Annotated in this window: 27 protein-coding genes; 18 read left to right on the top strand and 9 right to left on the bottom strand. The window is 44.2% G+C overall.

The window, feature by feature from the left end; translation table 11 throughout:
- Nucleotides 1–1,068: 1,068 nt before the first annotated feature.
- Together E1757_RS31745 and E1757_RS31740 are read right to left on the bottom strand one after the other, a co-directional pair.
- Nucleotides 1,069–1,734 carry a DUF4145 domain-containing protein gene (locus E1757_RS31745; protein ID WP_220446562.1) on the bottom strand — a complete coding sequence of 222 codons (666 nt, stop codon included), beginning with the start codon at nt 1,732–1,734 and terminating at the stop codon, nt 1,069–1,071.
- Nucleotides 1,735–1,901: 167 nt separating this feature from the next.
- Nucleotides 1,902–2,333, bottom strand: coding sequence for a hypothetical protein (locus E1757_RS31740; protein ID WP_133235863.1), 432 nt, complete (start codon nt 2,331–2,333; stop codon nt 1,902–1,904).
- A 194-nt stretch (nt 2,334–2,527) separates the two neighbouring features.
- Here E1757_RS31740 and E1757_RS31735 point away from each other — a divergent pair, with 194 nt between their 5' ends.
- Entirely contained in the window at nt 2,528–2,830 is a 303-nt protein-coding gene (locus E1757_RS31735; protein ID WP_342774620.1) for an integrase core domain-containing protein, read from the top strand.
- A 69-nt stretch (nt 2,831–2,899) separates the two neighbouring features.
- On the opposite strand, the gene E1757_RS36745 is transcribed toward E1757_RS31735, so the two are convergent.
- Nucleotides 2,900–3,262, bottom strand: a complete 363-nt coding sequence (locus tag E1757_RS36745) for a hypothetical protein (RefSeq protein WP_246079676.1) — start codon at nt 3,260–3,262, stop codon at nt 2,900–2,902.
- Nucleotides 3,263–3,471: 209 nt separating this feature from the next.
- Entirely contained in the window at nt 3,472–3,669 is a 198-nt protein-coding gene (locus E1757_RS36740) for a recombinase family protein (RefSeq protein WP_246079675.1), read from the bottom strand.
- Nucleotides 3,670–3,766: 97 nt separating this feature from the next.
- Here E1757_RS36740 and E1757_RS37355 point away from each other — a divergent pair, with 97 nt between their 5' ends.
- The 4 genes from E1757_RS37355 to E1757_RS31710 all read left to right on the top strand — a co-directional run bounded on the left by E1757_RS37355 (nt 3,767) and on the right by E1757_RS31710 (nt 6,658).
- Nucleotides 3,767–4,015, top strand: coding sequence for a helix-turn-helix domain-containing protein (locus E1757_RS37355; protein ID WP_133235861.1), 249 nt, complete (start codon nt 3,767–3,769; stop codon nt 4,013–4,015).
- Nucleotides 4,016–4,211: 196 nt separating this feature from the next.
- Nucleotides 4,212–4,772, top strand: coding sequence for a helix-turn-helix domain-containing protein (locus tag E1757_RS31720; RefSeq protein ID WP_057308466.1), 561 nt, complete (start codon nt 4,212–4,214; stop codon nt 4,770–4,772).
- Nucleotides 4,773–4,988: 216 nt separating this feature from the next.
- Nucleotides 4,989–6,221: a CynX/NimT family MFS transporter gene (locus tag E1757_RS31715; RefSeq protein ID WP_133235859.1), complete on the top strand. Its 1,233-nt coding sequence runs from the start codon at nt 4,989–4,991 to the stop codon at nt 6,219–6,221.
- A 5-nt stretch (nt 6,222–6,226) separates the two neighbouring features.
- Nucleotides 6,227–6,658, top strand: a complete 432-nt coding sequence (locus tag E1757_RS31710; RefSeq protein ID WP_133235857.1) for a universal stress protein — start codon at nt 6,227–6,229, stop codon at nt 6,656–6,658.
- A gap of 365 nt (nt 6,659–7,023) precedes the next feature.
- Here E1757_RS31710 and E1757_RS36150 read toward each other — a convergent pair whose 3' ends face one another.
- The 4 genes from E1757_RS36150 to E1757_RS31690 form a co-directional block, all read right to left on the bottom strand.
- Nucleotides 7,024–7,479 (bottom strand): hypothetical protein, encoded by a 456-nt coding sequence (locus E1757_RS36150; RefSeq protein WP_181956719.1) that lies wholly within the window; start codon nt 7,477–7,479, stop codon nt 7,024–7,026.
- Between the two features lie 245 nt (nt 7,480–7,724).
- Nucleotides 7,725–8,084 (bottom strand): hypothetical protein, encoded by a 360-nt coding sequence (locus E1757_RS36145; protein ID WP_181956718.1) that lies wholly within the window; start codon nt 8,082–8,084, stop codon nt 7,725–7,727.
- Between the two features lie 105 nt (nt 8,085–8,189).
- Nucleotides 8,190–8,447, bottom strand: a complete 258-nt coding sequence (locus E1757_RS31700; protein ID WP_133235855.1) for a hypothetical protein — start codon at nt 8,445–8,447, stop codon at nt 8,190–8,192.
- A gap of 1,064 nt (nt 8,448–9,511) precedes the next feature.
- Complete coding sequence (locus E1757_RS31690; RefSeq protein ID WP_133235853.1) at nt 9,512–9,943, bottom strand: VOC family protein; 432 nt, start codon at nt 9,941–9,943, stop codon at nt 9,512–9,514.
- Nucleotides 9,944–10,056: 113 nt separating this feature from the next.
- On the opposite strand from E1757_RS31690, the gene E1757_RS31685 reads away from it, so the two are divergent.
- The 11 genes from E1757_RS31685 to E1757_RS31625 all read left to right on the top strand — a co-directional run bounded on the left by E1757_RS31685 (nt 10,057) and on the right by E1757_RS31625 (nt 22,339).
- A complete protein-coding gene (locus tag E1757_RS31685; RefSeq protein ID WP_133235917.1) occupies nt 10,057–11,004 on the top strand; it encodes a helix-turn-helix transcriptional regulator in 948 nt (315 codons plus the stop codon).
- A 287-nt stretch (nt 11,005–11,291) separates the two neighbouring features.
- The gene (locus tag E1757_RS31680) at nt 11,292–11,984 is read left to right on the top strand and encodes a DUF3888 domain-containing protein (protein ID WP_133235851.1); all 693 of its coding nucleotides are present in this window, start codon (nt 11,292–11,294) and stop codon (nt 11,982–11,984) included.
- Nucleotides 11,985–12,144: 160 nt separating this feature from the next.
- On the top strand, nt 12,145–12,996 hold the full coding sequence (locus E1757_RS31675; protein WP_133235849.1) for a nucleotidyltransferase domain-containing protein: 852 nt from the start codon (nt 12,145–12,147) through the stop codon (nt 12,994–12,996).
- 556 nt (nt 12,997–13,552) lie between these two features.
- Nucleotides 13,553–14,362, top strand: coding sequence for a class I SAM-dependent methyltransferase (locus tag E1757_RS31670; RefSeq protein ID WP_133235847.1), 810 nt, complete (start codon nt 13,553–13,555; stop codon nt 14,360–14,362).
- A 759-nt stretch (nt 14,363–15,121) separates the two neighbouring features.
- On the top strand, nt 15,122–15,559 hold the full coding sequence (locus E1757_RS31665) for a helix-turn-helix domain-containing protein (RefSeq protein ID WP_133235845.1): 438 nt from the start codon (nt 15,122–15,124) through the stop codon (nt 15,557–15,559).
- Between the two features lie 249 nt (nt 15,560–15,808).
- Nucleotides 15,809–17,290, top strand: a complete 1,482-nt coding sequence (locus E1757_RS31660; RefSeq protein ID WP_133235843.1) for a stalk domain-containing protein — start codon at nt 15,809–15,811, stop codon at nt 17,288–17,290.
- 1,030 nt (nt 17,291–18,320) lie between these two features.
- A complete protein-coding gene (locus tag E1757_RS31645; protein ID WP_133235841.1) occupies nt 18,321–19,622 on the top strand; it encodes a phytoene desaturase family protein in 1,302 nt (433 codons plus the stop codon).
- Complete coding sequence (gene sigJ / locus E1757_RS31640) at nt 19,600–20,463, top strand: RNA polymerase sigma factor SigJ (protein WP_133235839.1); 864 nt, start codon at nt 19,600–19,602, stop codon at nt 20,461–20,463. The genes E1757_RS31645 and sigJ overlap by 23 nt, the downstream gene beginning before the upstream one ends.
- Nucleotides 20,464–20,601: 138 nt before the next feature.
- Entirely contained in the window at nt 20,602–21,096 is a 495-nt protein-coding gene (locus E1757_RS31635) for an SMI1/KNR4 family protein (RefSeq protein WP_133235837.1), read from the top strand.
- A gap of 51 nt (nt 21,097–21,147) precedes the next feature.
- A complete protein-coding gene (locus tag E1757_RS31630) occupies nt 21,148–21,894 on the top strand; it encodes a cysteine hydrolase family protein (protein WP_133235835.1) in 747 nt (248 codons plus the stop codon).
- A 172-nt stretch (nt 21,895–22,066) separates the two neighbouring features.
- Complete coding sequence (locus E1757_RS31625) at nt 22,067–22,339, top strand: hypothetical protein (protein ID WP_133235833.1); 273 nt, start codon at nt 22,067–22,069, stop codon at nt 22,337–22,339.
- Between the two features lie 133 nt (nt 22,340–22,472).
- Here the strand turns inward: E1757_RS31625 and E1757_RS31620 are convergent, their stop codons facing one another.
- Nucleotides 22,473–23,324, bottom strand: coding sequence for an aldo/keto reductase (locus tag E1757_RS31620; protein WP_133235831.1), 852 nt, complete (start codon nt 23,322–23,324; stop codon nt 22,473–22,475).
- 165 nt (nt 23,325–23,489) lie between these two features.
- Here E1757_RS31620 and E1757_RS31615 point away from each other — a divergent pair, with 165 nt between their 5' ends.
- Nucleotides 23,490–23,939 (top strand): MerR family transcriptional regulator, encoded by a 450-nt coding sequence (locus E1757_RS31615; RefSeq protein ID WP_133235829.1) that lies wholly within the window; start codon nt 23,490–23,492, stop codon nt 23,937–23,939.
- A gap of 367 nt (nt 23,940–24,306) precedes the next feature.
- Nucleotides 24,307–24,866: RNA polymerase sigma factor (locus E1757_RS31610; RefSeq protein ID WP_165972375.1), on the top strand; the 560-nt coding region annotated here is incomplete at its 3' end.

Here is a 24,866-nt window from a genome sequence, read left to right as displayed (position 1 = left end):
CCCCATAGCGGAAAGAGCCTCCCATGTGAAAAATTGGCCGTCTTCCATTTCATTCACACCCCCTTCATTTTGAAAAGCAATGACACAGCTCCAACAAATAATGCCCCGATGATCGTGGTAGCCGCCCAGTACGCGATCTTTTCGACACGATCCAACCGGTGTGGTGAGCCGCTTTGGTAGACTGCAGGGCCTCCTGAGCAATGTCTCAGGCGTTGTTCATGTGATCAATTTTCGTTTCTAAACGAGCCAACCTTTCCAATATTTTGTTGTTGTGTTCATCCGGCAAAGCGGACACCCCCTCTACTCTTTGAGCATAAAAATAGCCCCGATGGACTCGGGGCGAAACTCATTCAAACGTCTTTTGCTCTGTTAGGATTGATCTTTTCGCGCATAACCACACCTTCATACATGATAATTACCTCCATCTATCCGAATTGTCGATACAGTAAACCATATTATGCCCACATCATAAAGGAGTTACGTAAAGAAGATGAAAACCATACTACGAGGATTTTCGGGAAAATGCTTGAGTCAAATTGAAAGGTGGCGTGTGTAGAATTTGTGTAGAAAGAATTCATTTCTTATGTTTTTCTATGATATTCTTGGACAACGACCCCCCCCAAAAAAAACCTTACGTACCAAGGATTCTAGCGTTTTATGATTTACCTTATAATAACCTAAGTGCGTCCCAGGAGGGATACTCTCCCTTTGGTCGAGACTTCGCGCCGCCATTCCGGGAATGGCAACGTGCTCCGACGTCCCCCCTCGGTCGAGGGTTCCTAATCTTCCCCTAAAACGCAAAAAAGCCACACGTGGCTTTTATCATAAGTCCCAGGAGGACGTAAATAATTGTCTAAAGCGGTCGATATATCAATGTTTTTAAAACCTTATGTGTAAAATATGTGTAAAACTCATTTCAGTCAATAGTTTACTGGCGGAGCCTTGGAATTAACTCTAGGGCTCCCATTTTCATAATTACTTCGTTGGGTTCAGGTCGCCTTCAACCTCTATTATCTGGGCTTGCTTTTTGTTTTACTGCACTATCCCAATTAATTGATTTATTGGTATTTAAGTAAGCCGGTCTTCGTAATCAGAGGTTGTTGATTCCATTGAAATCCAGTATCTGGTTGCCTCGATTAGTTTCTTTAGATCATCAATGTTCATATCTTCATGTTTTCGTATATAGTGGGTTTCATCATTGCCAAGCCAAGTTGCCAGCTTTGCCATATTCTTTATTCGAGTATCACTGATATCATCTTTAATGCACTGGCCAAGTGGCTTTTTTAAAATCTCTTCCCTCCTCTCAGGATTCTTACTTACAAGGTAGTCCTTAATAAGGAATTCCAAAGATTTACGATAACCAATACCACAAACTTGATTTAATCCATACTCTTCGGCCCGAGCTGATTGCTTATATATACTTACGAATTCAGGTGATAGTTTAGTAATTATTTCATCGAAACTCTGTCCTGAGGGCTGTCTTCGTGGTTGAGTGCCATGTAAGGAATATTGAAAAGGATCTAGGGGATTCTTGACTATCATTTTATGATATATTGCAATAAATATTTTTGAGCAAGAATTAATAGGACAAAAAAAGACTACTTGAAGAATGCCGGTTTTCAAATATCCTTGTCGATCAATCACATCAATACCAGTATTACAGTGTGGACACATATCCGGAAATCTATTTACTTGAGCAAACTGATAATTTTGCGAACCTGTATCTAAATCCATATATTGGATTTCCCTCACATCAAACACCCCCGAAATTGTACACAATACCTACACATCGGACCCGGCACAGAAACAGACGCAAGCATACCGTTAGATATTTAATGGTATGCCGGCGGGTCCGATTACCACCGTTACTCTAATTAGTATTACATGAAAGAGCTTGGAGCTTATTTAGTTGGTATTTTACTCAATGTATTTAACAACGAAAATAATGTTGAAACAATATCAGCAATTGCGAAGAAGGCCAAAGGCACGTCCGTATCTCGTAATAAAATAACTACAATGATCGTTACTAAGAAGATAAGAATTGCCCAAGTATCATTTTGCAAGGATTTAAATAGTGCAGCAACTTTTTTATCAATTTCTTCATTATTAAATTTTTTTAATTTTTCGCGTATTTTATCAAGTAAGGTATAAATAAGAGTAATTACAGCGATTGATAAAGCTAGTAATCCACTTAATAAGTTTACAATAATATCGTCATTTAATATGTTGATCTTATCCAGCTTATTATTATAAGTACAAAAGAATAAAGAGACTCCCGCAGAAATTAAGATAATAATAAATAGACGAGTAGTTTTCTTTATTCTAGTTCTCATTTGAGTCCTTATCTCCCGAACCAAAGGGTCTGTAAAATGAAACGTGGAACCTTTGAAACGGATATAAATGGGACATACTAAGTTCCATCAGATCATCCATTTCGGAGGGAAGACGAGAACTGTCCAACACGCTCGAAAAGGGCTTTGTTCTGAGATGCCTAAAACGCGCATTCAGCCTCGGTAAGCCCGAGATTATGAACAGCGACCAGGGCTCCCATTTCACCAATGCTGGTTATCTTGAACTGCTAGAGAAAGCAGAAGTGAAGGTCTCGATGGACGGTAAAGGCCGGGCAACGGATAACAGCCGAACAGAGCGTTATTTTCGGTCGCTCAAGTACGAATGTATCTTCCTCAACGAATTCGAAGACCCTCGCGCGCTGCGTAAAGGGATAGCTCGTTATGTTCAATTTTACAACCAGGAACGGCCTCATAAATCGCTAGGCGGAGCAAAGCCCGATCAATTCTATGCCCATTCATCTGAAAAAATCGCATCCTAAATTGCTAGACTACACGACAAGGAGGATTAACTTATTCCTCAAAAAATCGTGTCTTGACAATAGGGGGCATTACACCCTAAGGTGTGGCAAGTCTTGAAGAGACAAGGCGTCCAGGTATCGCAGAAAACCGTTGCCTGCATCATGAATGTGAAGTCCCGTACGGTCAAGAAATACAACCTCAAGCAGTTTCTGCTCAATGCTGAGTTTCTGTTTCTCCAGTTCCTCCAGCTTGTCGATGAGTGTGGCGTTGGATACGCCACTGGCGATGGCGTTGACAATATTCGCAATTTGCCGTTCGATGCCCTCCAAGCTCTTTTCCAACCGTTCCTTCGTTTCTTCGATGCCCGCTTCTTTTGACCGCTGAAAATCGTTTAGCTGCTTTGCAAGCATGGGAATAGGTCCGATCCCGATTTCCACAGCGACAGGTGACATACTTTAGCTTATTGCGCCCGCTGAACTTGGTGTTACCCATCATGGAGAAAGCGGGGCCTACGTTCTTTAGGCACTCCCCGCACACGATCAGCCGGCTCAGTAGGTACATTTCCTTCGCTTTATACGAACCAGGAGATTTCTTGTTGCCGTTCATTTTTTCTTGGGCCTTTTCGAAATCCGCCTTCCACTCGGATTACATCTTCATCACTCTACTTGCGATTGCTGTTACGCTTGCCTTCCGCGTCTTTGCCGTCGGTCAGGTTGAAAATGTATGTTCCGGTGTACTTCTCGCAGCTGAGAATGTTGTACAAGGAGCCTTTGCTGATGGGGCGACCGTAGCGCGACTTGTAGCCTTTCTCGGCGAGTTCCCGGATGATTTGGTTATATCCATGGCCTGCGAGAAACATAGAGAAAACCGTTTTGACGATGCCACGCTCGTCCTCGTTGATGACGTATTGCTTGGTTAACGGATCGACCGAATAGCCGATCTGAGGTAAGCCACCAGTGTGCTTGCATTGGTTGGCGGGTATACATACAAACTATTTGGGTCAGGTGGAGCGGGGTGAGAAAAACTTAACGCTCGAAACTTTGGAGAAAATTATTGAAGGGCTAGGCGTATCATTTGAGGAGATATTTCGTTTTCTTGACCCTATGAAGCGAAAAGATGCGTTAGGTAAGATCGTCGGACTCTTGGTTGACCGGCCCCCTGAGGATCGGGAGATAGTGTTAGAAAAAAATAAAGTATTAGACTGAAAAATAAAGTATTAGACTAGGAAAATAAAGTTGTAGACTGAGTAAATAAAGTATTAGACTGACGAAGTTTCATTAAGCTAAACGGGCAGATTATTTTTTCATAGGAGTGTAGTCCACCATCAAATACTACTCGTATGGAAAAGAATCTAGATAAATAATATACTAGCTATAACTGTTTTTTGTTGAGGTGAATCTAATGGATGAAATCAATGAATCAAAAGAAATTGTATTACAAATCGGTGTTGCCTTGAAAAAGTACAGAAAAGAAAAAAACATGAGCTTAGACGACTTATCGGAACTAACGGGCGTAAGCAAACTTACTCTAGGTAATATCGAACGTGGCGAGACAAATCCAACTTTGGCGATTATATGGAAAATTTCAAAAGGTATATCTTTACCGCTATTGGCTTTGTTCAAATCAGAAGACTCTGCTAGTTTGTATCGAGCAGGTGAAGGACTGCGTTTTTCTAATGATCAAAAAAATTGGATCATTGAACCAATCTTTAAAAGTAACGATATTGAAATGTGTCGGGCTTACTTACAGCCAAATAGCTCGTATCAGCCTGAAGGTCATCATGTCAATACAACTGAAATTGCGACAGTCATGACTGGTTCCATTGAAATTCAAGTCAATGGAGAGATTTACACATTGAATCAATATGATACTATCAGTTTTCGTGCAGATTGTCCTCATTCTTATACCAATCATACGGATAGCGAAACAGTGCTCCATATATCCTTGAAGTACGATTTCTAAAGTCGAAAATTCCACTTATTAAATACAACTCTGAATTCCATGACGGGAATTTCAGAGTTGTATTTTTGTTTTTAGATGAATCAAAGTATATTATAAAATACTTATTGATAAAAATTATATACTATAATATACTTTATTTGTTCGCGCGGATGTATCGTTTTTTTTAATCAGCAGGAAGCAAATAATACGTAAGAATTCAGGAAGGAGAAATTAAGAATGCCGAACAAACAAAATAATAAAGCCGTACCATCCTCTATAGGGCTGATCATTCTCGGCATTATTGTTATTGCAGCTAATTTACGTACTCCCTTAACATCAGTCAGTCCTTTAGTGAGCCTAATAAGGGATGATGTTCATATTTCAAATACATTAGCAGGTCTGATCACAACGGTACCCTTGCTTGCCTTTGCTTTATTATCGCCTCTAGTACCAAAATTAGGACAAAGGTATGGGGTTGAACGTATCATAATGATCGCCTTACTCTTTCTGACTGTAGGTATTGTAATACGTTCTTTATCTGGCGCAGCTAATCTGTTTATTGGGACAGCAATTCTTGGATTCGCAATTGCCGTATGTAATGTATTATTGCCAAGTATAATCAAAAGGGATTTCCCAAATAAAATTGGCTCCATGACAGGTGTTTACTCCATTTCAATGAGTTTATGTGGAGCAATCGCATCGGGAATCAGTGTGCCTCTAGCCGTGAGCGTAGGTCTAAAATGGCAGGGAGCATTGGGAATATGGGGGATTCTAAGCTTTGTATCGATCCTCTGTTGGTTACCCCAATTAAGAAATCAAACGAAGCAAACAAACACGACGAGTCAACAGATGACCAGCAACGATGTGAATGTCTGGCAATCCCCCATTGCCTGGCAAGTAACTTTGTTTATGGGTATACAGTCCATGATTTTCTATGTGTTGATCGCATGGTTGCCTGAAATTTTAAAGCAGCAAGGAATTCACTCCAACCAATCCGGATGGTACCTCTCGATCATGCAGTTAGTTATGCTTCCATTTGCCTTTATTGTCCCCGTTATTGCTGGGCGCATGTCTAGCCAACGGTTGTTAGTGGTCATTACAACCATTTTGCTTTTGACGGGAACGATTGGACTTCTTTACGGAAGCTCCAATATGATTCTGTTGTGGATCATCATGCTCGGAATTGGTGGAGGCTTCGCCTTTAGTTTGTCCATGATGTTTTTCGGGTTACGTACTGAAAATGCGCATCAAGCAGCGAAACTGTCTGGCATGGCGCAATCGATCGGATATCTTTTTGCCGCAGTCGGTCCTGCTCTTATAGGATATCTGCATGATGCGACAAATAGTTGGAACCTGCCACTTTTCATTCTGCTTGGCGCTGCGGTCTTACTCTTTTTAGTCGGTATAGGAGCAGCAAGAAACCGTTTTGTAGGTAGCCGAAATAGTTACGAGCTGCCACGGAAAGGATGATAAATATGTTTGACAAAATTATGGTGACCATTGATAAAGCTGAAATAACGAACAAACTCCTCGATGCAACCATTGAAATAGCCCAAAACAAACAAACTCAAGTTACCTTGGTTAATGTCAGCCAGGAATATGTGTTGAATGGCATGACATATGTACCAGAGAAATTCTTGGAAGAAATATTGAACGAAATGGAGAAAGCGAGTTTGGAACAGCTGCAACAAGCCAAATCTAAATTAAAATCTGCGGGGATTAACCCGGAAACAGTTCATCTTAAGGGAGATCCTGCACATGAAATATTAAAATATGCAGGGAATACCGAGCAGCAACTCATTATTATTGGGAGCCGTGGGCTAAGTGGCATAAAAGAAATGATGCTTGGAAGTGTCAGCCACAAGGTTTCACAGCTATCAAGTTGCCCAGTCCTCATTGTGCATTAACTCTTTCGGGGACTGCAGAGATGATGCATTGTTATACTAAAGGGTACGTTATTTGAATGACTACAGCGGCAGTCTATGACTTTATTTTTCACGTCTTGGTTCGCCGCTGCTTCTTTTAAGGGATCAGTCTAAAACTTATTTATCAAAAGCTGACGATTCATCAATTCAAAAACCGCGTTAAATCAACGACTCCAGTCTAAAACTTTATTTTCACCGAACAGATAGCACTGAAAGTGTTGCGGTCTGTTTTCGGGTGGGAGAAGCTGAAAAACAAATAGGTTGCTGGCGCTCATGAAGGCTTGCGGTCCATATGTCGGGCAGCAAGCCTTTTTTCGATTTTCAAAAGCAGTAGCTTTCGTTCAAGCTTAACTTGAACTTCGTGCATGGACGTAATGATTTCTCTGACGGTATTCAGATGGATAGGGCCATCTTTTTGATAGAGCATTTTGCAGCACAGCATCAATCGTTTCGGTGCATGTTTCGATACGATTAACGAGTAAATCTTCTTGTTCAGTAAGAGTTTGGCATTTGTAGTTTATATGTATGGTTTTCACCTTCCTTTCGGTGTATGATGAACTACAAAATTTCAGGAATTTCGGATTGATTTTAATGTGCTCATTTGCATGTTTAATGTAGAACTTCATGTCGCGTGCAGATTGATTCGCCTGTTCCGTAAAAGCCTCTCGCAGTGCAGGGCTATCCAATTGGTAGTAATCTCGGCCTTTCTGGTTGCCGAACAGAGCGATCATGGCATAATTATAGCTGGCCGGGTTGCAGATGCCAGCTGTGCCGAGCGGCAGGCGCTCGGTCACTTGGCCCACGGTGAGCTCGTCGAGGTTGACCGGTTGCCGTACGCCTTGAGGAAACGGTCTAGCTGCAGCCGATTCCTTGACCCGAAGGACAGCTTGGGCATGATCGCGCGGAAAAATTCGGAGTACCGCTCGAGGTCTTGCAGGGAACGAGAAAGGCTTGCTCGCTATCCTGGTGGTTGATCGCCTTGAGCAGCTCGGTCATGGCCTGTATGCGGTGCTGGTCGGCGATTTCGAAGTCATCCGGGTGCATCAGGTTAAGGAGAAAAGCGGCGGCGTTGAAGCTGCCAGTCGGGCAGGCGCTTCTCCCAGAATCGAAACGATTGCGCGGCCCCGAAGGCAGCGCTCTGAACGAATTCGGGCCAAGACTTGACGGTGTTCAGGATCGTCCTGCCGTGGGCCGAGGGCAGGTCTTTTCGCTGCCAGGCTCCGATCTGCCAGCCGAGCGCCCGCCTGAGCGCTGTGATTGGCACGGTGGCAAGTTCGCAAAACATTCGTTTCCACTCGTCCAGCGGCTCGACTGGGTATCTGGCGTAGGGGAAGCGGGATAGGTGCTCGTCAAACTGCTCTTGGATGATCGCGGCAATTGCGAGTGTTTCTTTTTCACTTAGCGTCATCGATATTGGTTTCGCTCCATTTCTTAGGAAAATTTTCGACGGTACCGTCGGTGCATTTAGTGACGCTCCTGTTGCTACCGTCGCTTTTTTGGGGTCAAACAGGGGTTAGAAGTATTTGTCGAAGTCGCCGGGATCAGGGGATGATGGCTTTTGCTTGTCTTGAGAGCTCGGCAGCTTGTAGTTCTCGTCGTGCCCATTCAGGGCGATACGTTGTTCTGGTTTCAGGAACGGGTCTTTGAGCTGGATGTAGAACGGATCGGCGAGCTCCCGCACCCAGGCGAGCGCTGCGGGGACGGTGCCGCCATGAAAAATGGGAGGACCAGCTATCCAGAGATCCTCCCGTACCAAAATCGATTTTTTCATTTCATTACCTACACTTATGTAGATGTCCGTACCGTCGACATAAGAACTTGTTCCGCTTTTGTCAGTGGTTCTTAGTATGAGTCTCACAACAATTGTCCTGTTTTCTGAATGGGAGGCAGCAATTCCGGCATCCATTACCCAGATATTAGTTCCTGCCTGTTCGACCGAAATATATCCGTTTTTTTTCTATTCTATTCTTGATCATGTCCAATATACGCCTGCTTGTTTTCATTTTATCCCTCTTCCTAAATAAGAATTAGCCCAAGGAGAATTCCTTAGGCCATCAAAATAATATTAAATGATTATCTTTTCTAATATTACATTTTTACTTGTTGGAGCTTTATATTTAATTTATTATATTAAAGGATTATTACACTTCTGCTGGCAGGATATAACATCACCTTGTCGAATAGTTCAGAAATGTGCTAAGGAAGGGAAATGATGGTTGAGTGTAAGCTTGAAAAGAGTTCCAGTTAACTCCATTTCTATCTTGAGAACAGGCCTATCTGCTTGATTCTGATAAAATCGGTAAGATGAACTTAAGTCTTTTATTATCGAACGACTGGATACTTTGGGTTCTCACAAAATAAAGGGTCTGTAACATAAAATGTGTAACCTCTTAAGTCAGATAAAAATGGGATACTAAACCCATACAAACGATCCGACGGGAGGTCATCACAAATTTTTGGACCAAGCAAGAGCTGCGTGCGTTTGTAAAAGGGCACAATTTCACTTCACCCAAACAAATCCAAGACACGTTAAAAGAACTGTTTAAGGATGTTTCGCAGGCCTACCCCTGCCCCGGCGACGACGGTAGTTATTGTCAAAGCACTCGCTTCACCGGATTTGCTCGTTAAGATCGAAGCCGTCGCAGCGAAGTGATGCTCTATTACTCCTTTTATGTCAAAGTAATGGGGAAGAAAGATAACCAGGGAGCAGACTGCCGCGGGTGGCCTGTTCTCTTTTTCAGCCCGGACAGCCGGTCATTCAACTTCACAATTTAAGCTTTGTAAAATTATTCATTAAAGAACCGGGGATTCCTCCCCGGTCAAGGCCTTTTATCTTCAGCTCCAACTGCTTGTTGTATCATTCATGAAGAACTGGAACGTAATGTTAAAACGGTCTTTCACTATTCCGAAGCAGGGACTGAATTCAGTTTCTTGTAACGGGAACATCACTTGCCCTTTTTCGCTCAATTTATTAAACATTTCTTCAATCTCGCTTTGTTGCGTCGCTGTAATGCAAATATTCACCTGATCTCCGATTACATAAGGTTGCCCCGGAAAGATATCAGCGACCATCAAATCATTTTCACCGGTTTGCAACACGGCATGGGAAATACGGGTTTTCACTTCTTCAGGCAAACCATTGGCATCCTTGCCCTCCCCGTACGTAGTTTTGAACAGTAATTTCGAGTTCAACCCTTCCCGGTAAAACTCAATCGCTTCCGCTGCTTGTCCATCCAGCATAATAAACGACGTTGAGCGAATTGACATTCAAACATCTCCTTTTAAATTAAATTGTCCAATTTTTGTTGTTTTGGACTTCATTAGCATCATATCGTAGAATAGTGACAATACTTGTCCTAATACATGAAAAGGAGTTTATAATGGCAAAGTCCAAAAGACTGATCGAGATTATGATGGCCATCAACAAAAAGAAGTCTTTCAACGCCAAAGAGCTTGCCAGTGAATTTGGAGTTTCCACGCGGACGATTGTGCGGGATATGCAGGAGTTGAGCGCGCTGGGGGTTCCTTTTTATTCGGAGGTCGGTCAGCATGGGGGATATAAGATGCTTAACGAGAGAATGCTGCCCCCGGTTGCTTTTACGGAAGGCGAAGCGCTTGCTGTATTTTTTGCCAGCCATGCATTGAGGCACTACGCGGATCTTCCGTTTGAGGCGGAAACAGATTCAGTGTTGCGGAAATTTTACTCTTATATGTCGGAAGATATTCGGGATCGTATCGACCGGATGCGGGAACGATTTGATCTGGTTACGCCGATGAGACATGCAAGCACGCCTTATTTGAGCTTGTTGCTGAATGCTGCGATCGATCAAAAAGTTGTGCGCATGGAGTACGAATCGAAACAGCATAAGCGGTCAAGAGATGTTCAGCCGATCGGAATTTATGCCAGCAACGGGTTTTGGTATTGTCCGGCCTATTGCTTTCACCGCCGCGATTTTCGCTTGTTTCGCTGTGACCGGGTTAGATCTGTTGAACTGTCCGAACTGAAAGCGGTCGATTTGACGCAAGTGCATACAGGAAACTGGGAGTCTTACATTGAAGAGGAAAGTCCGGCTATGGAACTTTATGTTGAGCTTACTGCAACAGGGGTGCAGAGATGCGAGTCCGAACTGTCGTCGGCGCACAAAATGCAAATTCATGTTCGAGAAGACGGCACAGGATGGCTGGGCAATCAAATCCCCGCGAGCAGCCTTCCATTTTTCGGCCAATTTTTTATTGGATTGGGTACGGATGCAAAGGTAAAAGCGCCAGACGAGTTGATCCATGTTATGAGAGAAATGCTGGACAAACTAATGGCGCAATATCGGTAAAGATTGTCCAACACGAAGGCTGCTTGATTGGTCACGTTTTTGGGGTGACACGGCCCGAAAGTTCCGCCAGCGCGTCAGTAAAAACCCGGCTTGTACGAATGCAAGGCTTTTGTTGTCAGGTCAGTCGCGTATTGTTTTCAACGCAGTGCTTCATGCGATCAGTTGATCAAGCATGCTGTCCACCGCGGGTTTCTGATGCGGGCCTGGTTGGAAAGTGTTTGCAACAAGCAGTACATTGGCTTCGTCAATTAGATAGAAGAATTTGCATTTGAAGAGGAGAGGACGAATTGAAGAAACATTTTATTGCAGGTGTATTGTGTGGTGCCTTCTTAATGGCAACAACTTCTGTATTTGCCTCGAGTGTAATTGAAGCAACAATCTTTCCAAGTAAAGTTACTTTTTTTCTAGCTAACGGACTCTCCAAAGAAGTACAACTACAGGAAGGTGAAGAGGTGCTTAACTATAATAACAAGGCATATGTGCCTCTTCGTTTATTTGCTGAGAGCAGTGGTGCTCTTGTAAAATACACACAAGCCTCTCCTGAGACGGATAACAAACAAAAAATAGATGTTCACTATGTTGCTGAACAGGCTCTTTCAGAGCAAACTTCAAATGCAGCTGGTAATAAGCCACTTGAGGACTCAAGGGAACTACAACTACAAGATATGCTTGTCATAAGTCTACTTCCGCATATGCAAGAGAAGCTTGCTGAGGTATACGCAGATGTTGTTACAGTACCACCAATTACTCATCCGGATTATGTAAATGTGAAGAGTATTGAAAGGGTAGCTGCTTTCCGTGGTTTTGATTTTTTAATCACAATAGATGCTCAACCAATAGTAGGTCCTCATATACCTGTCGGCGAAGATGTACTTACATATCGGATCTCTCCGGCTGGAGTTGAGCTTAAAAATTTTGAACATCTTAGAGGACCCGATAAGGATGATTTCCTCCCCAATTACCAAAATCTTTTGAAGTAACGGGTACGATAGCAATAACGACGATAGTGCGGCTGTCGGCGTGGATCGGCAGCCGCGTTACGCTAAACGGACAGGATAGTTTAATAAATCCTCTCCCTTGAAGCGAAAACAGTAATTCATTATTCTTGACATAATCAAACTCAAGATTGGAGCGCGATTTATGAATGTGCAATACACAATTTCGAATATTGTTGACAACTTAAAACAAATCAGCGGAATAAGTGCTCTGGTTCTCGGCGGTTCAAGAGCTAGGGGAACTGAAAGCACAAACTCTGATATTGATATTGGTATCTACTACGATTCCGAAAAAGGGCTGGACATTACCCAGCTTCGTCGGGTTACGGCTGCAATTGATGACGACCATAGAGGAAACTTAGTGACGGAAATAGGCGGCTGGGGACCATGGATTAATGGCGGCGGCTGGTTGAAAGTTAATCAATTTCCGGTTGATTTTTTATTTCGCGATCAAAATAAAGTGTCACGTGTAATTGAAGAATGTGTCATGGGAATTATCACAATGGATTATCAACCAGGACATCCCCATGGATTTGCCAACTCGATTTATTTGGCTGAGGTAGCGTTGTGTAAAGTGTTATGGGATCCTTTGGAAGTTGTAGGGAAACTGAAAAGTAGAACAACCCCATATCCACCCGTTTTTCAAGAAGCTACCATCCAAAAATTTTTTTGGGAGGCAACCTTTGCTCTCGATAATGGATATAAGGGTATCTACAAAAAAGATTTATCTTATGTCGCTGGATGTTGTTTCAGATCAGTATCCTGCTTGAATCAGGTTTTGTTTGCAATTAACGAAACCTATTTGATGAATGAAAAGGGAGCTACTGCCATTGCCGATTCATTTAGCACAGTGCCAAGCAAATACTTCCATAGAATAAATGAGATTTTCACTTTAATCACGGAAGATCAAGATTGTTTAAATAAAGCTATTAACATGATGCGTGAGCTTATTCAGGAAACAGAAAATCTAATAAAATCCAAATCGTATTTAAACTAACTAGTAACGTTAGTCCAATCATGGTTTGTAATAAACATGAAATCTGATTTTCATCTCTCATTAATAAACCAGGGTTATAATAAGACTCGACCCCCTTTTTAATATATAAATTTAAGACCCGCAGCCCGTTGCTGTGGGTCTCTTTCTGTTATCACATATCTTCATAAAATAAGTTGTTTGATACATATTTCTCTGGTTTGTCGCTCAACTATTCCAGATGATAGCTTTTATCCGCGATCAAAAGAAGGGAAATAGACCATCGTTATTGAACGTTATTTGAAACAAAAATTTAGATATCTCTGAGAGCTGGGGCCGTTCAGGTTGACTCGACACTTACTGTGTTGGGGCCAAAGTTGCAAAATTAGATGACAAAAACTTGAGGACACTCCCGATTTTGACAAGAACATTATGACATTCCCGACGGATCGCTGCAGCTTGTTAAGCTAAATGGAAGGATAATTACATATTGACCATAAACTGGAACCTGCTACAATTACATATATGACACACTTGTAATATATCACGAACTAAAGATTAACTATTTAGGAGGAGTATTATGGTGGATTCAGTCGTAAAGAAGAGCAATATATTATTAAATTCAAGAAAAAACACTCTTGATAATAAAGGGGTTTTAGAACAAAACAAAAAGTTTTGGGATAGTACTGCTGACAAATGGGTCGGTATAACTGCACTTCCACAACTCGGATGCTTGATACCTTCCGAAGAAGATTTACATTTGTTTGGTGATGTGTCTGGTAAAAAGGTTCTTGATATTGGTTGTGGAAGCGGTCACTCTCTTAAATATCACGGTGACCATCATGCATCAGAACTTTGGGGACTTGATATGTCAACACAACAAATTGAAAATACAGCCCGTTATTTAAAAGATTGTGGATATGAAGCACGTTTATTCAATAGTCCCATGGAAGAGAATCCCGGTTTACCACAGGGTTATTTTGATATTGTTTATTCAATATATGCCATCGGCTGGACTACCGATTTACAAAAAACATTTAACTTAATCGCATCCTATTTAAAAAAAGATGGTACTTTTATATTTAGCTGGGATCACCCTGTTATGAGATGTATGGAAATTGAAGAAGATAATCTTGTCGTTAAAAGCTCTTATTATGATGAAAATCTTTTTACGTTTGAAAAATACGACTATGATGTTTCACTCAGCAAAAGGAAAATTTCAACGTATATTAACGCTTTATCTAAAGCTGGATTTTTTATTGAGGAAATGATAGAAGAAACTGATAAACAAACCCTTGAAAGTGAGAGTAAAGTTGAACAGAAATATCATTCTGCTTTCAATGCAAAAATGTTTCCCTTGTCCTTCGTTTTTAAAGCAAGAAAACTTTAATTTATTAATGAGTAATTTGCGGTTATATAAACCGAGACTTTATTCTATACGCATCAGTGTAATCCCTTAAAATTTGCCATTGAGCCGACCGATTTTCAGGATTTCACCTGAATCTCGCTCGGCTTTTTTCTCGCTCTTTTCCTGGGCATCTACTCCAACCAATGCCCCGAATCCCTTGATATATCAGGGGTTTCCTCGATCATTACTCCGATTTCTATTTCCGACTCCAAGCACTTCCTCAACAATCGTATTCGAATCATACGAAAGACGAATCGACTAATCAAATAGAGTTTTCGAATATCATCGGCATATCCAAGCAACCCCTTACGGTAGACAGGTAAAATAATAAACCTGCTACTGAGGGGGAGCTTTTTCATGCTTAAAGAAAAATACCGTAGTACGGAGAAACTCGCTATCATTGAGGAAATTAGTGGAGCTCCCAACACGGATAAGACGGGTCACCCTTCTTGTTGCAAGAAAAGCGGGCGCCCGATCATGTTGAGGGCTTCACGATAGTCCGCTTCGATCCGCTTCATAGCAGAAAATGAATATGCAGCAAAAGAAGATGAATATATACGTTCAATCGCGTTGGATTCGAAGCGTGTCATAGGAAATACCCATTTAATGAATATCGACCTGAACAGCTAGCACTCGCTATATTGTAGAAGAGACAAGAGCCGTACAGTCGCTGCAGGCAGGAATGCTTATGCAATCTCCACATTCGTACAACTGTAAAATGGCGCAAAGGATGGATAATCTATGAATTTTCAATTGAATGACTTTACTTTCGACCTGCGGGCGAGCCTGGCGCCGTTCAACCACATTTGGGTCGGAAGCGGTTATAGCACGGTCGCCCCGCTCGCCAATACGGTGGCGGGAGTGAAGGGCTTGTTTTCCCCGCCGTTCGCGGCGCGCGACGTACAGATGCTGTTGAACATCGAAGCGTGCAGCAGCCGAAAACAGTCGATGACTTATATCGAGACAATAGGAAGCCGTATAAGAATAATTAGAAAGCTCAATAAAATCAATCAAGTTGATTTTTCTAATCGAATTGGGATATCGCAGGCTACGCTTAGCGAGTTGGAACAAGATAAATATAAGCCATTAGTTGATACAGTACTTTCGAATGTCATGGGATTTGGAACAAAGGTTGAATGGCTCCTAGTTGGGGAGAAGAACTCTGGGGCATTATCCTAGGTTTCAATAGGATTGGCACCCGACCGTCCGGTCCGAAGGGCTTGGCGGCAAGAACATTCGCCTTGTGCCTGCAGTCCCCTGCCATCAGTCAAAAAAGCAGGTCTTAAGAAACACTTTCCCCCAAATTTTAATCGACATGAATAGACAACAATCTTATAATTGTTAGTAGAATATGTAATATATGCTCAATCAAGGAAGTAATCTGACGTTTGCCTGGTACTAAAAAACTATTTTTTAAAGGAGAGTAACATGAAAAAACTATTTTGGCTGTTTTCCATGTTGGCTGCCATTATGATGTGCACGTTGACTTTATCCAATCTTCCCGCCTCAGCGGCAAAAAAATCGAGCTTTACGTTGGATATCGGTATCCAGATCGACGGGAATGTGCTTGTTCCGTTAACTGATCTCGCCGAAAAGCTTCATCTTACCGTTTATTCGCCTGCCGGCAGTCCCTTTGTCGACATTACCGGTGGCGGTAACAAAGTATCCCTGCGCCCTAACGATCCGAATATCCAAACGCCGCGGAACATAAAAAATACGGAAGGCGCTCCCAAACTCTTTTATAATGAATTGTTTGTTCCCGTGCGCTCCATTAGCGAATCGTTCGGCGGCAAATTCGAAATCAGCCCGGACACCAAGACGATCAAGGTTGAAACGGACGAAGTCAGTCTAACTATCGTCTCACATCCTTTTTTTAATCTGGACGGCGAATTTTTCGTTTATGACGGAGAGCTGGACCAAGGCTTGCCCCATGGCAAAGGGACGGCTTATAAAGGAACCTCGATTAAAGGAGAGGTTTGGTTCGCAGGCGAATGGAAACAAGGCATTCCTGTAACTGCGGAACCTGACGAAGCAGAGCCGCCCGCCGACAGCGAAGGGTATAAAATTTATGTCAACTCAAGCTATTTGAAATCGGATCCTGCGCCAATCGTACATAACAACGCGATTTACATCCCTTTTGCATCGATTGTTGCTAATTTGAAAATAGCGACGGAAACGGTAGACGGTATCCTTCGTATTCAAACGCCCAACAACATCTATTTGGTGCGGCCGGACAGCAATAAAATGACGTATTATGATCGGGAAATGGCCGCACAAACCACACGCTTGGATTACCCATTCATCACGGATAATGAAACGGTCTATGTCCCGCTGGTGTTTTTATCCTCGTACCTGAACATGAAAATCGTTTGGGGTGAGCAGAATCGGATTGACATTACGGCGGGGGATTTTAGAAAAAATACTTCCTGGGGCAATTCAGAGCTTGTCGCCAAAGGAATGAATCAGCTTAAGCTTGATACGGATGCGGAAAGCTTCTGGGCGGCACACCCGGTGTTATGGGTAACCCATGTGACGAACGGCATGGATAAATCCGGCACTTATCTCAAGTATCAACAGGTTTACGTGATTGGATATAATGGTGCAACCGTGATCATAACAAACGGTAAAGCGGAATCCGTCAACGTATTCCATTCGATCGACGGTATTGAAAATGCTTTTGCCGTAAACGATCCAATGGCAGATTTCGACTGGCCGGAAGCAACGAAGGAACTCATTCGCCAAGGCAAGGTGGAAAACGGGATGACCGGCGAACAAGTGATCTTTATGCTAGGTCGGCCTAACAACCGGCTCAAGTCCGGAAGCTTGGAACAGTGGTTCTATGAAGGGATCGGCGGGATCGAGTACTCACGCATCTACTATTTTAAAAACGGTATTCTCGTTAGCCGCTAGCGTCGCCAGCGCTGTTAGCTGTGTATTGCAGCTCACAGTCCGAGCCTTCCAACTGTACGCCTATTTTTATCACGACGTGGTAAAAATAGGCGTTTTTTATGGATGGACCGTTTTATGGATGAAATATGACAGCGGCTGTCTTATTTAATTGATATGCTGCTTGCAAGGGCATAAAACCATTATGGCGAAGGAGTAGGGCGATTGAATAAAAACACCGACGAGCGAATTGGCTTCGTTTTTATCCATGGAGCCGGCTTGCACTGCCGAATTTGGAGCCAAGTGACCGAGGGTATGGATTTATCCTAAGATGAAATCCGACGCGCACATGCGGTAACTCCCTTGACTGCGATTCAGAGCGGATTTTCCATCATGGCGCGGATGTTTGAAAAGGATGTGATCCCCGTATGTGAGGAACCTGGTATCGGCTGCTTTGTTCCGTTCTCTCGCCTTGAAAAATTGAGCGAATTCAAGGGAATCTAGAGGCAGCTGACGTCGAGCTATCAGATGATGAATATAATCAAATTGAGAGTGAACTTGCTAAAATAGTGATCCACAACGACAGAAAAGACGAGGATCTTGCAAAGCTGAGAGATCTCAAATGAAGGAGAAGTAGGTCTGGTTGGTGATTGGCTAGGTGGTACCTCTACTCCTTTTATGTCAAAGTAACGGGGAAGAAAGATAACCAGGGAGCAGACTGCCGCGGGTAGCCTGTTCCCTTTTTTATTGAAGTAGGCGTCATGTCGTGGATGTCGTTAAGCTAACGGAGACGATAGCTGAATAAAGACACCGCGGCAGCCGACCCTGACGATCGCTGCCGTTTCCACGCAACGGGTAGGATAGTTCAAGATAATGCAAGGTGAACCGTATCATAAATAGTGGTGAAGCGAAGAGTAGAAACAAGCATGAAGTAGGAAACGAATTGAAAAATCCGGGTAAGCGAAGAGATTCTCCTTAAATTTTTTTTGCGTATCTGTCACACTTCACATCCCTTGCCCGACATATAGGTAAAATTTGAAAGGGATGATGTGCGATGCAAAAGGTTGATGTGGTCGTAGTTGGTGGAGGGATTGCGGGTTTAACCGCTGCTATTTACGCAGCCAAAGCCGGGAAACAAACGGTGGTCATTGAAAAACAGAATCGCTTAGGCGGCAGAGCCATTTCCAACGAGAAAAAAGGAGCTTACTTTAATCTGGGCAATCATGCCTTGTATAAGGGAGAGGCGTACGCGACTTTCCGGGAATTGGGGCTGACCTTGCAAGGAAAGCGGCCTTCATCGTTCGCTTATGGCGTTTGGAAAGGGAAATTGAACATCTTGCCTTCGGATAAGAAATCCTTGTTTACGACCCCGCTGTTGTCTTGGAAAGGAAAGATGGAGTTTGCTTCCTGTCTTATGAAACTTTCAAAAGCGGATACTCGTCAATTTGACCGGATCAGTATCCGCGAATGGGTCGAAGGGAATTTGCGAGATCCCATGGTGCGCAATATCTTTTATTCGTTACTTCGTGCCGCCAGTTATGTGGTCGGGCCGGATTTGCCAGCCGCGGGTCCTGTATTGAAACAGCTGCAGAATGCCCTTAAAGGCGCGTTGTACCTGGATCGTGGCTGGGGCGAATTGATCGAGGAATTGCGGAAAAAGGCATCCGACCTGGGAGTGCGGTTATTAACAAATACCAAAGTCTCGTCCATCGATACCCGTGGCGGGATCGTGCGGCAGGTTCTCTTTGAAGACGGAACGAAAATCGATACGCACCATGTTATCCTTGCCACATCGCCTTCTATCGCAAATGAGTTGGTGCCCTTTGCAGAAAAAACCGCCCTTCATACCTGGAAAGAACAAGCGATTGAGGTCACCGCGGCTTGCCTGGATGTGGCCCTGAAACGACTTCCCAAGCCCAAACAACAATTTGCATACGGGATCGATCAGACCGTGCTTATTTCCAATCAATCGCGTGCGGCTTATCTAAGCGACGATGGCGCGCAAGTCATATCGCTCATTAAGTACCAAGGGAAAGAACCGGACCCGGATAAAGATTTGCAAGAACTGGAAGGCGTGCTGGATTTGATACAGCCGGGATGGCGGGAAGAATTGATTGTCAAGCAATACCTTCCTAAAATGACGGTTTGTCACGACTTTATGCATATGAAACGTCATGAGAATCCCGGACCCGCTGTCCCGGAAATACAAGGATTATATGTAGCAGGAGAATGGGCGTCGCACGGTGAAGTATTGGTTGATGCCGCGACGGCAAGCGCCAAAAGAGCCATACAACACATGCTCTCCCTTGAGGGTAAGGAGAGGAATGCCTTTTATGAGCACAGAGGAATTATATAAACGTTATAAAACGGAGCTGTTTTCGTTAGCCTATCGAATGCTCGGCAGCGTCATGGATGCGGAAGATATCGTACAAGATGCTTTTTTGAGCTATGACGGACTGTCTGACGTCGGGACAATCCGAAACGAAAGGGCATTCTTATACAGAATCGTAACGTGTCGCTGTCTTGATCTTCTGCGCTCGTCAGCCAAAAAACGGGAAATGTATGTCGGTCCATGGCTTCCGGAGCCCCTGATTGAAAAAGGGGCTTCGGACGACGATCCATCCAATAGGTATTTGCGGTCGGAGTCGATTTCCACGGCTTATCTTCTGCTTCTGCAGCAATTGAGTGCAACGGAAAGGGCGGTTTTTCTTCTTCGAGAGATTTTTCATTATTCGTTTGAAGAGATTGCCGATATCGTCGGGAAAAGCAGTGCGAATTGCCGGCAAATTTTCCACCGCGCCAAAAAAAGCATCCATTTCGACCCGGACCAGCAACCGTCGGTTTCCATTGCGGAGGATAAGATTAAAGAGTTTGTGAATTCACTGTTGCAAGGAAATACGACGAAGCTTCTTGAACTGGTTAGTGAGAATGTTGTGCTCTACACGGACGGCGGAGGCAAAGTAAGCGCGGCGCAAGTGCCTGTTGTCGGGTTTGAGCAAGTGCTGAAGTTACATCAAAATGTGTTGAACATGCATGCAGGTAAATTTACGTACTCGTTCCTCATGGTGAATGGGCTCCCCGGAATCCGCCTTCGTTTGGATGAAGGGATTCAATATGTTTATTCTTTTGCTTATCGAGATCATAAGATCGAAGCGATTTATACTGTCGCCAATCCGGAAAAGTTAAGACATCTATAGAACGACGAAAAAAACAGGGCGATCCCGAATAGGATGGCCCTAAAACTTAACGTTACAGATAGCACGGTGAACAATATCAACAGTAAATCGTTACGCTAATGGATACGATAGCAGAAAGCAGGAGAGGAACGATGTAGCCTGAAGGACATAGAGGCATTATTACGACAGATATCTAGATTACCCAACTGTAGAGTTAATCCGGCAATAGGTATGCCAGGGACGGAAGGTCACAGCCTCCCCGCGGATCTTAAACGCTTTTATGAGCTTTGCGGAGGAGTGATGCTTTTTGAAAACAAGGATTATCATTGTCAAATCGTCCCTCCTGACGAGTTCGTCTTATCTAATCCAGTCATTGTGGGAGAACAGGTTGATGAGGACATATCTTCCCATTGGTTTATAATTGCCCATGACGGAAATAGCGACTACATTTCGATTGATTTGCATCAGAAGCGATCAGGGAAATGTTACGATAGTTTTTGGGATCGACATGCTGTTACGGGAGAATGTTCTGTAATAGCTAAATCATTCACTGAATTACTAAATCAATTGGTTCAAAATAATGGTGAACATTGGTACTGGCTGAAAGAGGATTTTCAACCACTTGGAGATGCTTATGATGAATTTGATGAATGAACCGTTACGCTAACGGAGAACGATAGCAGAAAGTAAAAAGAGGGTGAGAACATGTTCATCAATCTTTCCACAACAACCCAGCATCTGATTCTGACTGAAAACGGATATCGTACTTGGCGTGTCGAGACAAAGGATCAACGATTTGCCGTCAACCAAACCGCCATCCTCGTTTGCGACATGTGGGATCGTCATTGGTCCAAAGGTGCCACGGAGAGGGTCGCCAAAATGGCAATCCGAATGAATGATGTTCTAAAGGCGATGAGACTAAAAGGAGTACAAATAATATTTGCTCCTTCGGACACGATGATTTTTTATGCTGACTCTCCCGCAAGGAAGAGAGTATCGGAGGTTCAGCTTATGGATTTACCACCCGTGAGGCTTGAAATTGCCGAACACAGGCTGCCTATCGACGATTCCGACGGCGGAAGTGATACAGAAGATTACCATGAAGTCAACAGCCGCGTATGGAGCCGGCAGCATCCTTTATTAGAAATCGATGAGACCGTTGATGGGATTTCAGACGACGGTAGAGAGGTGTATAGCTTTCTGTCGCAAAAGGGGATTTCAAACATTATCTTTATGGGGGTTCACACGAACATGTGTGTGTTGAACCGAAGTTTTGCGATTAAACGGCTGAGAGGATGGGGATTCAACGTCGTTCTATCGCGGGACTTGACCGATGCGATGTATAATCCTGCACGTGCTCCTTATGTGAGCCACGAGGAAGGCACCCGATTGGTTGTTGAATATATCGAAAAGTTTTGGTGTCCTACGGTTACCCTCGATCGTTTCTCCTAATAACAATGAACGGCTTTTCGACATAAACTGCCGCGGTTACGACCGGTAGCTTTATGCGCTAACGGGCAGACGATCCAGGGAGCAGTTTGCCTTCGAGGCAGCTGCTCTTTCTGTCATTGACAGGTTCGTGTGGTAAAATGGGGATTACCTAATACAAAGGAGCAGAGAAAATATGATTGTCGGTATCGACTTTGGAATGCACCGGGAATTTATTGATGTTTCAGAAGCTTTGGGAGAACGGATTGAGCAATTACAGACTGAATTTCTCGGGTGGCTATACAATAAAGAAATCGATCACAAATATTGGATTTATAAAGATGGAGAAAAATGGGGAGTCAATTATAATGGATCGGCCTTCGTAGAATGGTTAAATATTAATGTTTCTGAAAAATTAGTTTTACTTGAAGGCGATCAGTATATTTCAACAAAAACTATTAATTTCTGATAATGAGAATGGCTCAAAATTTTTGCTATTCTTAGAATTTGAAATTCAAGTAAAGAAAGGACAGGGGCGCCCACCCTGTCCTTTCTTAATAGATGAGGATAAACGCGCGATGAGTTTACGGTTCGATCAAGGATTACAGATCGACTCTCAAGGTGCCCAGCATCTTGGCGAATTTCGGATCGTGGTAGGATAAGAAAAGACTTTCCCGCGTATCGAGGGCGGAAATTTGTTCGATATCGTCCGCGCTCAACTCAAAATCGAAAATGTTGAAGTTTTCGACGATCCGCTCTTTTCTCACCGATTTAGGAATTACAACGACTCCACGCTGAACAAGCCAGCGCAACACGACCTGGGCGACGGACTTGTTGTGTTTTTCCGCGATCAAGGCCAGCACTTCGTTGCCGAACATGTTGTTAAGTCCTTCAGCGAACGGCGCCCACGACTGGTGTTGAACTCCCTGCTCTTTCATAAAAGCGGCGTTCTCAGTTTGCTGGTAGAACGGGTGCGTTTCGATCTGGTTGACGGCGGGCACGATTTCATTATGCACGATGAGGTCCATCAGACGGTCGGGCAGGAAGTTGCTGACACCGATCGCCTTGACCTTGCCTTCGCGGTACAGGTCTTCCATCGCACGCCAAGCGCCGTAGTAATCGCCGAACGGCTGGTGAATAAGGTATAGATCGAGATAATCGAGCTGCAGCTTCTTCAAGGATTTGGCAAACGCCAGCTTGGCACTCTCGTAGCCGGCATCCTGAACCCAGAGTTTGGTCGTGATGAAGAGCTCCTCACGAGGTACGCCACTGCGTTTGATCGCGCGTCCGACCGCTTTCTCGTTCAGGTAACCGGCAGCGGTGTCGATCAGGCGGTAACCGGCCATCAGAGCTTCGTATACTGCGTTCTCGCATTCTTCAGCATCGGGAATTTGGTAGACACCGAAGCCGATGATCGGCATTTTCACTCCGTTGTTCAATGTTACGGTTTGCATAGTAATTCCTCCCATTGTTCAAATGTATAACAGCAAAAGGCGCGTATCCCGGGAATCGGGCGGGGATTCCGCTTACGGCTCATTTGCATTACAATAAGCTTATTACCTTCGTGTTACACGAAGTCAAGCCGCCTTCAAAAATTTATTTTCCAAGGAGGATTACACATGCATACGGTTAAAGAAGCCGCCATGATAACGGGACTCACCGAGCACGCCGTGCGCTTTTACACGGATAAAGGCCTAGTGCCGAGCGTACAGCGCAATCAAAACAACATGCGGATGTTCGACGAAGAATCGATCAACTGGCTGCATGGCGTCAAATGCCTCAAGCAATCCGGGATGCCGATTGAAGTCATCAAAATGTACGTCGATCTCTGTCTCGAAGGGGATTCGACCATTCCGCAACGATACGCACTCATGATGGAGCATAAAGAATCGGCGCTCGTTAAGCTCGAAGAAGCCAAAGGGCACGTTGCCCATTTGGAACAAAAAACCGCCCTATATCAGGCCATTCTGGAGCACCGCACTCCAGACACGACCAATCCCGGCAACTGGGACAAAATCCAGCATATGCATAGTGACGTATTTTACTCGCCCTCTGTTCGGAAGGCATGAGAGATATTCGTGATCACATAAACCGATCTGAAGAAAGTCTTCGGTTTAAAACTCCTGACTGGTTTGGCAATGGTCGATATCCACATCAGTCTAGATTAACGGAGACGATAGTTAAACGAGCAGACCGCCGCGGCAGTCTGCTTTTTCATTAAAGTAACGGGCAGGATAGTTCAATGAATGCACGAATATTTAAAAAGTTCAGTTGTCAGCAAAGTTCGATAATATAGCGCTAGGTGAATTACAGGAAAATACAACAATATCAACACCTTCCGGTTAGAAATCCTATCACCTTCGGCATCTAACTCCTATGGACGAAGGAGGGAAAACGTTGCAAGCGGAAAAGCAGCCAAACTCCGAGCAGGAGCTCGTGGCCAGGGCAAGGGAAGGCGACCCGGATGCCTTCGGCGAGTTGGTGCGCCGGCATCGGGCGAAGGCGGTCGGCATGGCGCAGATGCTGACCCGGGATACGCATTTGGCCGAGGATATTGTGCAGGAAGCGCTGGTGAAGGCCTTTCTCAAGCTGGGTTCGCTCGTGGACGAGAAGCGCTTCGCCCCGTGGTTATCGCGGATCGTGCGCAACGAGGCGTACATGAAGCTTCGCCGGGGAGGCCCTCATGGCAAGGAGCGACCGTTCACGGCCTGGTCGGGATTCTCCAATCGTGGAGGGACCACACCATCCACTGTAAGCGACGCTATGGTAGTCCGCTTTGTACAGCGGGAAACGGAACAGTGGGACATCGACGAGGTTTTGTTTCGACTTGGGCAAAGGGCGCTCGAGTCGGCACAACAGGCGACCGACCCGATGCAGGCCTTGTTGCGTAAGGAGCTGATCGACGGCATTCGAAGCCTGCTGCATTGTCTGACGAGCCGCGAGCGAGACGTATTCGAACGGTTTTTCCTGGATCGGCTGCCGCCCCAGGACATCGC

This window comes from Paenibacillus piri, assembly GCF_004354045.1.
Taxonomy (GTDB): Bacteria; Bacillota; Bacilli; order Paenibacillales; family NBRC-103111; genus Paenibacillus_S; species Paenibacillus_S piri.
Note: the sequence above shows the minus strand (reverse complement) of the source record. Positions and strands in the feature narration are given on the sequence as shown.

Bases quoted from the DNA above. Each gene is read 5' to 3' on its own strand.
- E1757_RS31745 (WP_220446562.1), bottom strand. From the start codon at position 1,734: ATGGATTTAGATACAGGTTCGCAAAATTATCAGTTTGCTCAAGTAAAT.
- E1757_RS31740 (WP_133235863.1), bottom strand. From the start codon at position 2,333: ATGAGAACTAGAATAAAGAAAACTACTCGTCTATTTATTATTATCTTA.
- E1757_RS31735 (WP_342774620.1), top strand. From the start codon at position 2,528: ATGAACAGCGACCAGGGCTCCCATTTCACCAATGCTGGTTATCTTGAA.
- E1757_RS36745 (WP_246079676.1), bottom strand. From the start codon at position 3,262: ATGTCACCTGTCGCTGTGGAAATCGGGATCGGACCTATTCCCATGCTT.
- E1757_RS36740 (WP_246079675.1), bottom strand. From the start codon at position 3,669: ATGTTTCTCGCAGGCCATGGATATAACCAAATCATCCGGGAACTCGCC.
- E1757_RS31720 (WP_057308466.1), top strand. From the start codon at position 4,212: ATGGATGAAATCAATGAATCAAAAGAAATTGTATTACAAATCGGTGTT.
- E1757_RS31715 (WP_133235859.1), top strand. From the start codon at position 4,989: ATGCCGAACAAACAAAATAATAAAGCCGTACCATCCTCTATAGGGCTG.
- E1757_RS31710 (WP_133235857.1), top strand. From the start codon at position 6,227: ATGTTTGACAAAATTATGGTGACCATTGATAAAGCTGAAATAACGAAC.
- E1757_RS36145 (WP_181956718.1), bottom strand. From the start codon at position 8,084: ATGACGCTAAGTGAAAAAGAAACACTCGCAATTGCCGCGATCATCCAA.
- E1757_RS31700 (WP_133235855.1), bottom strand. From the start codon at position 8,447: ATGAAAAAATCGATTTTGGTACGGGAGGATCTCTGGATAGCTGGTCCT.
- E1757_RS31690 (WP_133235853.1), bottom strand. From the start codon at position 9,943: ATGTCAATTCGCTCAACGTCGTTTATTATGCTGGATGGACAAGCAGCG.
- E1757_RS31685 (WP_133235917.1), top strand. From the start codon at position 10,057: ATGGCAAAGTCCAAAAGACTGATCGAGATTATGATGGCCATCAACAAA.
- E1757_RS31675 (WP_133235849.1), top strand. From the start codon at position 12,145: ATGAATGTGCAATACACAATTTCGAATATTGTTGACAACTTAAAACAA.
- E1757_RS31670 (WP_133235847.1), top strand. From the start codon at position 13,553: ATGGTGGATTCAGTCGTAAAGAAGAGCAATATATTATTAAATTCAAGA.
- E1757_RS31665 (WP_133235845.1), top strand. From the start codon at position 15,122: ATGAATTTTCAATTGAATGACTTTACTTTCGACCTGCGGGCGAGCCTG.
- E1757_RS31660 (WP_133235843.1), top strand. From the start codon at position 15,809: ATGAAAAAACTATTTTGGCTGTTTTCCATGTTGGCTGCCATTATGATG.
- E1757_RS31645 (WP_133235841.1), top strand. From the start codon at position 18,321: ATGCAAAAGGTTGATGTGGTCGTAGTTGGTGGAGGGATTGCGGGTTTA.
- sigJ (WP_133235839.1), top strand. From the start codon at position 19,600: ATGAGCACAGAGGAATTATATAAACGTTATAAAACGGAGCTGTTTTCG.
- E1757_RS31630 (WP_133235835.1), top strand. From the start codon at position 21,148: ATGTTCATCAATCTTTCCACAACAACCCAGCATCTGATTCTGACTGAA.
- E1757_RS31625 (WP_133235833.1), top strand. From the start codon at position 22,067: ATGATTGTCGGTATCGACTTTGGAATGCACCGGGAATTTATTGATGTT.
- E1757_RS31620 (WP_133235831.1), bottom strand. From the start codon at position 23,324: ATGCAAACCGTAACATTGAACAACGGAGTGAAAATGCCGATCATCGGC.
- E1757_RS31615 (WP_133235829.1), top strand. From the start codon at position 23,490: ATGCATACGGTTAAAGAAGCCGCCATGATAACGGGACTCACCGAGCAC.